We start from the raw sequence: 10,603 nt of genomic DNA on the forward strand, positions 1-10,603 counted from the left end.
CCGCTCCGTCACACAAAAGTAACCCGAACGTCACAGGTGCAGTCGATTCCTCTATTTATAATTGGATTAGCATCAGAATCGTTCGCAGAACATGATGCTAAAGAACGATTCACGCTTGACGTGTTCGGGGTCACATCGTATTCTCCTTCCACCGGCATGCAGCTGACCGAGACGCCTCGGTCCGTGCCCCTACACTTCGATTGGGACGGAACCATGACTGAAAGCCCGAAGCGGGAACTTTCGGATCCACTCGGCGCGCCTACTGCCGACTTCCAGCGAGGGGCGGTCGGAACACATCACCTGGTCTTTTTCATCGTTGCTGCTGCCGCGCCTCTGACAATCCTCGCGGGCTTCGCTCCGCTGGCTTTGGGGGTTGCTGGAGCGAGTTTGCCTGTGGCATATCTGATCCCCGGCGGTGTCTACTTGCTTTTCGCGGTCGGCTTCACCGCGATGAGTCGACACTTCCACGGTGCCGGTGCCTTCTACGCATACATCAGCGAGGGGCTATCGCACGTTGTTGGTGCCGGTGCAGCCATGTTGGCTTATCTGGGATACCTCGGTGGTCAGACGGGATTTGTATTGTCGTGCGGCATCTTCGCATCGACAGCCTTGAATTCCATCTTCGGGTTCAGCCCATCCGTGTACGCCTGCGCTCTCCTGGTGTCCGTCGCGGTCGGGATTATCGGCTACCGTCGTGTGGACCTGGGCGCTCGCGTCCTGGTCGTTTTGCTCAGCCTGGAGTTGGCAATCCTCGCTGTGTTTTGCGTCGCGGTTCTAGTCCGCGGAGGGCACGAAGGCATCGAATTCAGCAGCTTCTCACCCGATGCCATTCTGGCGGGCGGAGTGGCAAGCGCTTTTGTTGTCACCTTCACCTCCTTCGTCGGGTTCGAGCAGGCCGCGATCTACAGTGAGGAGTGCAAGGATCCACGAAAGACCGTGTCGCGCGCCACCTATATCGGCGTTGCACTACTCACTTTCGTGTATGCATTCTGTTCGTGGGTCATCGTCCAAGCCGTAGGCCTGAGCAAGCTGGCGGACGTCTTGTCCGGAGATCCCTCCGCGCTGGTATTCACGCTCAACAGCGAGTTCGCCGGCGAGTTCATGACAGAAGCCATGCGCCTTTTGATCGTAACGAGCTTTTTCGCTGGATGCCTCGCACTGCACAATGCGTGCACTCGTTACTTGTTCGCGTTGGGCGGCACCAAGATTCTTCCAGCTGCGCTGGTCAAAATCAGCCCAGTGACGAAGACTCCGAGTACAGCCGGAATTGTTCAAGTCGTTCTGGTTTCTGCGATCTTGCTGATATTTTCGATCACGCCGACCGACCCGTATCTTCAAGTGGTCGTGTGGACCAACACGCCCACAATTATTGCCGTACTTGCGCTCCAAGTCTTGGCGTCACTTGCAGTGATCGGGTACTTTCGAAAAAATGCACACGGCGAATCAGCCTGGAGTCGTGTAATTGCGCCATGGTTGTCTGTAATCGCATTGTCAATCTCGGCCGCCTATCTGATTTTCAATATGAGCGCACTTACACAACTCGGCGTGGTCGGCAACTCGATCATCGTCCTTCCATTGGTCCTCGCGTTCGCAGTAGGCGCGGGCAGGGCATTGATAGTGCAACGGACCAATCAGCTTTAAGGCCGCCGCCAGAATTAGTTTGATCGCGACCCCATCCAGTTCGAACGTAGTCAGACCGAGTGGAGGAGATTTTCAATGACCGAGCAAGAGGCCTATTATGGATGGTCAGTTCCAGGTGGTTTGGTCGAGCGTCCTGGTGAATATCCTGGTCGCGCCGAGCTCTGGTGTTATACCGATCGTTTCAGCTACTCGCCGGGCGAGAACGTCTCAATCAAGGTTCACTCCAACACCGATTTCTACGATGTCGAGATTATTCGGGACGGTGCCAGTCCGACGACGGTGTATCGACGGGACACCATGCCCGGTAGAGTCCATCCAACTCCGACCGATGCATACGCGGTAGGTTGCGGGTGGCCCGAGGCACTATCGGTGGCGGTGGATTCAGAATGGTCACCCGGCTTCTACCTAATCATCCTCCGGTCTCGATACAAAGGGCGCATCGTTGAGAGCGAAGGGTTTTTCATCGTCCGGTCCAGCCGTCCGACCGACGCCGACTTCGTGCTCATTCACACGACGAGCACAATGCTGGCGTACAACGATTGGGGCGGCGCGAACCACTATCGAGGACTTCCCGACGGTCTCGGTGACGATATTCCCAGCGCGATCTCGTCCACCCAGAGACCGGTTGCACGCGGGATGCTCCGTAAGCCCATAGGAGCGCCTCGGAACGTGCACACCTCTGCACCACCACCCGGATGGATCCCTCGCCACGAGGGATACGAATGGGCGTGGCTCAATGGATATTCTCGTCACCACGCTGATGCGTTCTGGGCTACTTACGAACGCCCGTTCACGGTGTGGGCAGAAGAAAACGGATACACGGTTCACCACTTGACGCAACACGATCTTCACGAAGAACCCGACGCCCTGTCCGGTTACAAGTGCGCTGCCATCGTTGGTCACGACGAATATTGGACGTGGGAAATGCGAGATCGTATCGACGCGTTCGTCGCCTCCGGCGGAGGGCTTGCACGTTTCGGTGGCAACTTCCTGTGGCAGGTTCGTCTCGACACGGAGAACGGCACTCAGACGTGCTACAAGGACCCGAACCTCGATCCGATGAAAGAAGTCGACCCGACTCGGGTCACGACAGCCTGGGATTGGCCGCCGATCGCGCGGCCTGGGGCTCACACCATGGCGTTGACCGGGATGGCGGGTGTGTACGGCCGCTACGGTGCGACGACGCCGCGCTCGAGTGGCGGATTCACGGTCTACCGCCCGGACCACTGGAGCCTTGTCGATACCGACCTGTACTACGGGGACGTGTTCGGTGCCGCTCCCGTGTGTGTCGCGGGCTTCGAGTTCGATGGTGTCGACTACACGTTCCGAAAGGGCCAGCCCTATGCGACCGGTGCCGACGGAGCCTCGACAACCCTGGAAATTGTGGCGATGACACCCGCGGTAATTGGATCTCGGGACAGCTGGTCAGGCACTGTTGCCATCGGTGCGCCGATGCGTGATGTGCAGGGCTTGACCGATGCAATGTACGACGGAGCGGTGCCGGATCACCTGGACACCGAGTACGGGTCAGGAATGGTCGCCGTGGAGAAGAAGGGAAACGGCACCGTATTCAACGCGGGATCGTGCGAATGGGTGAGCGGTTTGATTCATCACGACCCGTTCACAGAAAAGATCACCAAGAATGTCCTGGACCGATTCATCGGTCTCGGAGTCCCCGACATAGAGGATGGCGAATGAACGTCGAGATCATAACAGAATTCGGCCTCGGAGTGGGAGAGTCGGTGACACCCGACTGGGGCGACGACGCTTCCCCAGGGTGGGAAGAGACCGAGTGGCGGGCATTCGGCTCCTCCGATCAGGGATTCTTCGGCGGCGGATGGGAAGGGGAACCAGGCACCCTTCGGTGCGACCCCTACCCATACGACGAAGTCTGCATCATGATCAGTGGCCGTGTCGCTTTGATCGACCTCGACGGTAATCGTCGTGAATTCGGCTCCGGCCAAGCATTTTTCGTGCCCAAAGAGTTCCGAGGTACCTGGGAGACCATCGAACCGTCGAAGAAGTTTTTCGTTGCGCTACCCGGACAGAGTTCGGCGGCCTCATCGTGACCGATCTCCATGAGGCCGCTTCGACAGTAGGACCAGTCGACGCGACACAGGTTCCGCGATTCGGCGGTGACACCACCTTCGCTCGTCTTCCACGGCTCACGGACGTGAGCAGAGCCGATGTCGTCGTTTGGGGAATTCCATTCGACTCCGGAGTCAGCTACCGCCCGGGTGCTCGTTTCGGCCCCAACCACATTCGTCAAGGATCACGGTTGCTGCGCCCTTACAACCCGGCTTCCGACAACTATCCGTTCAAACGCAACCAAGTCGCGGACGCCGGCGATCTCGGTGTCAACCCGTTCGATATCAAGTCCGCTATCGAGACCATCGAATCAGGAGCGCGGAGATTGACCGATACTGGTCGAACCCTTCTGACAATCGGTGGAGATCACACCATCGTCTTGCCGCTTCTACGTGTACAGCATGCCATGCACGGCCCGATCGCGGTGGTGCACTTCGACGCACATCTCGATACCTGGGACACCTACTTCGGCGAGCCGTACACGCACGGCACTCCCTTCAGACGTGCCTTTGAGGAAGGACTGGTAGATACCGCACACTCCATGCATATCGGTCTGCGCGGACCGCTCTACTCGAAGGTCGATTTGGACGAGAGCGAGAGGATGGGTTTTTCGGCCGTGAACGCCCGGGATTTCTCGCGAAAATCCCTTGATGAGCTGGTCGAAAGAATGCGAGTCCGGGTCGGGGCGCGCCCGGTATACGTATCCGTTGATATCGACGTTCTGGATCCAGCTCACGCGCCCGGTACAGGAACACCCGAGGCCGGCGGTCTCACGAGCCGCGAGCTTCTCGAAATGATCCGAGGGCTGAACGGGCTCAACATCGTCGGTTCGGATGTCGTCGAAGTCTCCCCTGCATACGACCACGCAGAACTGACGTCTATCGCCGCAGCACATGTAGGTTACGAGTTGCTCAGTGTGGTCCCGGCCGCACGATGACAACATTCACGACCGGTACGCAGACACGTGTTCGGCCGTGACACACTGGATGTAGGGGCCGATCAGGTGAACACGGAATCTCCGGCGATCGACGCACTCGATCGACGCATCATCGATCTGTTGCAGCACGACGGACGGCAGAGCTACCAGGCTTTGTCCGAGGCGATCGGGCTCTCTCGCCCTGCAACGAGAGCCCGACTGTTGCGACTTCTCGACACGCGCATCTTGGAAATCAAGGGCGTCGTTCATCCGACTGTGTTCGGCCTACATTCATACGCGCATGCTTCGATCAAAGTTGTCGGTTCGGCGGAAGTGGTTGCCGAATCACTCGTGTCAGCAGTCGACATACCTTTCGTCAGCATCACTGCGGGCAACCATGCGCTTGTGGCCGAGTTACGTTGCCGAGACCAGTCGACGTTGACCGACATCCTCGGCTGGATAAAGGCTATGCCCCAGGTACAAAGTGTGCAGGCTTCGGTCTACGCCAGTATCGTCAAAGACGCGTATTGGCCACCGCGTCCATTTCTCGGAAGTGAACTCGCCCCCGCCGACATACACCTGCTCGAGTTGCTTCAACACGACGGTCGCTCGAGCTACGTCGAACTTGCGGAACGGACACAACTGTCCCCAACGGCGGTGCGGACCCGAATGGCCCGACTGTTGTCGACCGGGGTACTTCATATCGGGGCTCGCATCAGACCCGACGTCATGGGAAGCTCTCACATTTTCGGTTTCGGTTTGACCGTGCAAGGCAATACAACTCCCGTAATCGATTTGCTTCGCCCCCTCGACGCCGTGCAATATCTCGCTGCCACTCTAGGCCGTCACGACGTGGTAGGCACGGCGACCGCTCCGTCGATTGCCGAGATGCTGACAATACTGGAACAGATCCGCGCAATCGACGGTGTCTACGATCTCGAAGTGTGGACGCACCTTCGGTTTGTCAAAGAAGACTATGATCGATGGCCCATAAAAGGCCAGTACACAACTGAGTCAAACTGATGAAGAATCAATTTCAACTTTTAGGAAATCATTATGAATACATACACGGTAGTTGACCCCGCGACAGGAAATACTCTGCGAGAGTATGCAATTTCGTCGGACGAACAGATAGAGTCAGCCTTGCGTGCAGCGAATGCCGCGTACCATACATGGTCACGCAAGCGGCCGTTATCGCATCGGGCAGAGGTGCTTCGCCGCGTGGCCCGACTGCACGTCGAACGCCGCTCCGACCTCGCTGTCATCATACAGAGGGAAATGGGGAAGCCTCTCGATCAGGCCATTGCGGAAGTAGAATTCGCTGCTGACATCTACAATTTCTATGCCGACAACGCTGAAGAATTCCTTGCCGATGAGCCCATACGCCTACACGGGGCATCGGGCGATGCGAAGGTGCGCCGGAGTGCACTAGGAGTGCTGTTGGGGATTATGCCCTGGAATTACCCGTACTACCAAGTAGCACGGTTCGCCGCGCCGAATCTTGTGGCGGGCAATACCATTGTCCTTAAGCACGCACCGCAATGCCCCGAATCCGCGGCCGCGCTGCAAGAAATCTTCGAGGCAGCCGGCGTCGATCCCGGAACGTACGTCAACATTTATGCGACCAACGAGCAAATCGCCCGTGCTATTGGGGACACGCGAGTTCAGGGTGTGTCGCTTACCGGGTCGGAGAAAGCAGGGGCCGCCGTGGCCGAGGTCGCCGGCCGCCACCTCAAGAAAGTGGTACTCGAACTCGGCGGCTCGGATCCGTTCATCGTTCTCAGTACCGACGATCTCGATCTGACAGTTCAAGCGGCCTTGGACGCCCGGATGGAAAACACGGGTCAAGCGTGCAATGCGGCAAAGCGCTTTATCATCCATGCCGATTTGTACGACGAGTTCGTAGCCAAACTCACTCAAGAAATGATCGATCGGGCGCCGGGAGTAGCTCCGCTATCGTCCGTGGATGCTGCGATTCACCTGGCGCAGCAGGTCGAGCGTGCCGTCGAGCAGGGGGCACACGTATCCGCCGGTGGTCCACGACGCGGGGCATACTTTCCACCAACCGTGCTGACAGGACTTACATCGGCGGCACCAGCGTACCGCGAAGAACTCTTCGGTCCCGTCGCAACCGTGTTCCAGGTGCACTCCGAGGAGGAGGCGGTCGAGCTGGCAAACGACACCCCTTTCGGCCTGGGTTCGTACATTTTTACCACCGACCTGGACCAAGCCCATCGCGTCGCCGACCGACTCGAAGTCGGGATGGTTTTCATAAACTTGGTGGGCGCAGAGGCTGCAGAGTTACCGTTCGGTGGGGTCAAGCGTTCGGGCTTCGGTCGCGAGCTCGGACGGTACGGAATCGACGAGTTCGTCAACAAGAAGCTGATCCGAACCGCGTGAATACGGAGATACAAGGCCAGGAGCGCGTGCCCCTCGACTCGACGTGAGCAGCGATAAGATCACAGCGGTAATTCTGAGGCGCAATTCGTGCTCTTTCCAAACACCGGGGTATACCGACTTGCTCTAGAGACTAGGTGTCGACGGAGTCCACGGCAATTAGCAGACCGAATATCCCGGGAGATATCGGATAACTTGTCAGGAAAGTCAACAATGTAGTCGAAAAGCGTCTCCGCGCATTGCCGCTAGACGAGTTGCAGATCCTGAACGAAATGGCCGACGAACTCACGCGGTTGGGCATCAAGTCGCAGGTAGCCGACCCTTATTCGCGCGACGTTCCCGGCGTTACTGCACTTCGAAGATATCGAAGATGACCAGCCCCTTACGCCTGGCTCCGACCCCTACGTGGACGCGGTTGTTGAGGCAGGACAGCCTCGTTGCCTCGGTTTCGAAGACCGGTGTGCTGCGGAAGTAGATGTTGGCGGGGTCGACCGGTTCGTCCGCGCGCAGACGCGCGATGTCGCTCTCCGATCCCGTTCGAACTCCCCTGTTCTCGATCATGACGAATTCTCCGCGATCGGACTCGAGCACGTAGCGCGCCAACACCGCGGTCTCCGTACTCGACCGCACCTGTTGCACGTCGCTGCCACCGGGCAGCACTATGCCGGTCATCAGTGGTCCGCTGACCCGCCCGCCGAGGATCGGCACGATCCGTCGGACTCCGTTCGGTGTAGCGCCTATCTCTATAGCTGCTGCCACGTCGACCTCGAGGTGCAGCACATGTGTCAGTGTCGGAGGTATCAGGTCTGTCATGCGGACTCCGAGCGCAACCCAAGATTGTGAATGGCGTTCTCTCTCATTATCAATGGCACTAGCTCGCCCTGGATCCCGACTTCGGCGAAGTCTTTCGTCCACCGGTCCGGTGTCAGCGTTGGAAGAGCGGACCCCCACAACACCTCGTGCTCGAGGATTGAATTGACGTTGCACATCAACTGCGGCGGAGAATACTTGGGTGACGATCCTGAAAGATCGATGGAGACGTTCGCTTCGTGAGTGGCGACCGATATTGACGAGTCGACCCACGGCACCGACGTGTGCGCAACGGTCACCGTGAGCGACGGGCATTCGGCGGCGATGTCGTCCATGAGCACAGGGCCAGAATACCGCTCCTCGATAACCGTCGCCACCCGCCACCCTGCTCACCAACACGCGTTTGCCGATGACCCAGATCGCTTCCGCCATAGAGCTTATGCGCAAGTTGGACGCCACGGTACTTCGGACGAGCCCGCGTCCACTGCTCCGACCAGAAAATTCGATGTGAGACAACACCAAAAATGCTCTACAGCAATGGGATTCGCAGGAGCGAAGACGACCCTTCCTTGCAGCTACAGCTTGATTTCTGCTAAATTCAATTTCTGCCCAGCTACCTGGCTCCGGGCGGTCGGGCGTATCGACGCGTCGATCCGAGGCTCGAAACCTCCAGCGATTCCGTCTCGCACGAAGCCAGGAGACTTTCTACATGCCCGCTCTCATTACCGGTCGTGCCACCAAATGGTGGGCGCTGGTTGTACTCTCGCTCACCGAATTGATGGTCGTTCTCGGCGTCACGATCGTGACGATCGCTCTCCCGCAGGCACAATCGGAGCTAGGCCTGACCGACGGTCAACGCCAGTGGGCCGTCACCGCACACGCCCTCGCGTTCGGTGCGCTCCTGCTTCTTGGCGGCCGCATCGCCGACTACTGGGGACGCAAGCGCACCCTGATGGTCGGCATGGTCGGCTTCGGCGCGGCCTCTGCATGGGGCGGCCTTTCCCAGAGCGGTGTCGAACTCGTTGTCGCACGTGGAATCCAGGGAGCGTTCGGGGCCCTGCTGGCTCCCGCCGTGCTCGCCATGCTTACCGTGCTGTTCACGCAGGGCAGGGAACGCAACACGGCGTTCGCAGTCTTCGGAACCATCGCTGGAACGGGAGCAGCTGTCGGCCTCGGTCTCGGTGGCGTGCTGACTGAGTACACGAGTTGGCGCTGGTGCCTTCTCGTCAATGTCTTCTTCGTGATCGCCAGCATCATCGGCGGCGTCCTACTGCTCGACGAGAGCAAGACCGAAGGAGACCACCGATACGACATCTGGGGCACTATCACCGTCACCTTTGGTCTCGGCGCTCTCGTGTACGGTTTCACCCTCGCCGAGCACGGCTGGGCAGCGTTCGACACCGCCTGATTCTCGGTGTCGTTCTGCTCGCATTGTTCGTGTGGATCGAGCAGCGTGTAGCCGAGCCGCTCCTGCCCTTGCGCGTGATTCTGCACGGTGTCCGGGGCGGTGCGTTCCTGGTTCAGTCGATCGTCGGCGCCATCATGATCGGCTCGATGCTGTACCCGACGTTCCACTTCCAGATCGTGATGGGCATGAGCCCGCTCATCTCCGGGCTCGCCAACGTCGCGACGACCGCTGTGGTCCTCGTTCTCGTGCCGTTCGTGACCAAGGTGCTGAACACGTACGGTCCTCGGCCCCTGATGATCGCCGGTCCGCTGTTCTCTGCTGCCGGCCTGTTCTACCTCGGCGGGATCAGCGCTGATGGAGGTTACGTCGTCGACATCCTGCCTGCGTTGGTACCGCTGGGAATTGGCCTCGCAATGCTGTTCGTACCACTGCAGAACCTGGCACTCATCGGTGTCGAACCACAGGACGCAGGCGTTGCTTCGGCAACGGTGAACTCCACGTTCCACATCGGTGGCTCGATCGGTCTTGCCATCTTCACGGTGATCTACGCAGGAAGCGTAGATCGAGCAATCGAAAAGGGAGCGTCGGAGCTCGACGCGTTCACCGGAGGGTACTCGGCGACCTTCATCGCGTCGGGCATCGTGATGCTTATCGCATCCGCTATATCGTTCGGCCTGATGCGCGGCACGCAGGAAGACCTCATGCCGGCATGGAGTGAAGAGGATCTCTCAGCGTACTAGGGCTGTGCCGGACGTGTGTGGGGCTGTGCGGCGAACGAAGCTCAGCGTACAGCCCCACACACGTCCGGCCGTAACGCTATTCCACTCGATCATCGAGGCGGCAGCCTCCGGCTGCGACCCGGCAGATCTCGATCTCGAACAGTCGTACATAACAGCGACGAAGATCGACGAAGCCGCCAGCACCATCCTGCGGCCGGAGCACGTCGCCACCTTCACGACCGGTTCGTGACCTAGTCGATCTCGATGGACGAACGATCCGACCTCAATGGCAGATCAGATCATGTGGTTTCGAGGTGGCAGCTCGAACGTCGCCCTACCAGCAGACCGCCGAACACGGTGCCGCCATCGACTTGCCGCGTCCCGACGGCTCGGGGGGAACGCCGATGCACGTCGGGATCGACGGCTGCAGGCGTCTCCCGCTCGTTGGAGCGCCACCACGGACGACCTCTCGAGCAGCATGACGCAGCTTCTGGGGTAGGAAGCTGGGCTCGCACGCTCGACCACTTGTGCACCCGCGCCCGGTGGTCAATCGCTCCTCGAAGCGTCGTTCGTCCAGCACCCCGACCCGTATTCCCGCCGATCGGCGGGGGCGGAGCAGACCTT

General features: G+C 59.2%; 10 protein-coding genes. 8 read left to right on the forward strand and 2 right to left on the reverse strand.

Annotated features, from left to right (window positions below; translation table 11 throughout):
- Positions 1–213: 213 nt before the first annotated feature.
- The 6 genes from ACQR3T_RS24040 to ACQR3T_RS24065 all read left to right on the forward strand — a co-directional run bounded on the left by ACQR3T_RS24040 (position 214) and on the right by ACQR3T_RS24065 (position 7,045).
- Positions 214–1,641, forward strand: a complete 1,428-nt coding sequence (locus ACQR3T_RS24040; protein ID WP_428695094.1) for an APC family permease — start codon at positions 214–216, stop codon at positions 1,639–1,641.
- Positions 1,642–1,716: 75 nt separating this feature from the next.
- Complete coding sequence (locus ACQR3T_RS24045) at positions 1,717–3,339, forward strand: N,N-dimethylformamidase beta subunit family domain-containing protein (protein WP_428695095.1); 1,623 nt, start codon at positions 1,717–1,719, stop codon at positions 3,337–3,339.
- Positions 3,336–3,710 carry a cupin domain-containing protein gene (locus ACQR3T_RS24050; RefSeq protein ID WP_428695096.1) on the forward strand — a complete coding sequence of 125 codons (375 nt, stop codon included), beginning with the start codon at positions 3,336–3,338 and terminating at the stop codon, positions 3,708–3,710. The genes ACQR3T_RS24045 and ACQR3T_RS24050 overlap by 4 nt, the downstream gene beginning before the upstream one ends.
- Complete coding sequence (speB, locus tag ACQR3T_RS24055) at positions 3,707–4,666, forward strand: agmatinase (RefSeq protein WP_428695097.1); 960 nt, start codon at positions 3,707–3,709, stop codon at positions 4,664–4,666. The genes ACQR3T_RS24050 and speB overlap by 4 nt, the downstream gene beginning before the upstream one ends.
- 66 nt (positions 4,667–4,732) lie before the next feature.
- Positions 4,733–5,668 (forward strand): Lrp/AsnC family transcriptional regulator, encoded by a 936-nt coding sequence (locus ACQR3T_RS24060; RefSeq protein WP_428695098.1) that lies wholly within the window; start codon positions 4,733–4,735, stop codon positions 5,666–5,668.
- A 33-nt stretch (positions 5,669–5,701) separates the two neighbouring features.
- Complete coding sequence (locus ACQR3T_RS24065; protein WP_428695099.1) at positions 5,702–7,045, forward strand: NAD-dependent succinate-semialdehyde dehydrogenase; 1,344 nt, start codon at positions 5,702–5,704, stop codon at positions 7,043–7,045.
- Positions 7,046–7,387: 342 nt separating this feature from the next.
- Here ACQR3T_RS24065 and ACQR3T_RS24070 read toward each other — a convergent pair whose 3' ends face one another.
- Both ACQR3T_RS24070 and ACQR3T_RS24075 read right to left on the reverse strand, forming a co-directional pair.
- Positions 7,388–7,855, reverse strand: a complete 468-nt coding sequence (locus ACQR3T_RS24070; RefSeq protein ID WP_428695100.1) for a DUF3237 family protein — start codon at positions 7,853–7,855, stop codon at positions 7,388–7,390.
- Positions 7,852–8,229, reverse strand: coding sequence for an amidohydrolase family protein (locus tag ACQR3T_RS24075; RefSeq protein ID WP_428695101.1), 378 nt, complete (start codon positions 8,227–8,229; stop codon positions 7,852–7,854). The genes ACQR3T_RS24070 and ACQR3T_RS24075 overlap by 4 nt, the downstream gene beginning before the upstream one ends.
- Positions 8,230–8,561: 332 nt before the next feature.
- Here ACQR3T_RS24075 and ACQR3T_RS24080 point away from each other — a divergent pair, with 332 nt between their 5' ends.
- Positions 8,562–9,260 carry an MFS transporter gene (locus ACQR3T_RS24080; RefSeq protein WP_428695102.1) on the forward strand — a complete coding sequence of 233 codons (699 nt, stop codon included), beginning with the start codon at positions 8,562–8,564 and terminating at the stop codon, positions 9,258–9,260.
- 29 nt (positions 9,261–9,289) lie between these two features.
- On the forward strand, positions 9,290–10,000 hold the full coding sequence (locus ACQR3T_RS24085; RefSeq protein WP_428695103.1) for an MFS transporter: 711 nt from the start codon (positions 9,290–9,292) through the stop codon (positions 9,998–10,000).
- Positions 10,001–10,603 lie beyond the last annotated feature (603 nt).

Origin of the sequence: Rhodococcus sp. IEGM1428 (assembly GCF_050321865.1) — a bacterium.
Classification (GTDB): domain Bacteria; phylum Actinomycetota; class Actinomycetes; order Mycobacteriales; family Mycobacteriaceae; genus Rhodococcoides.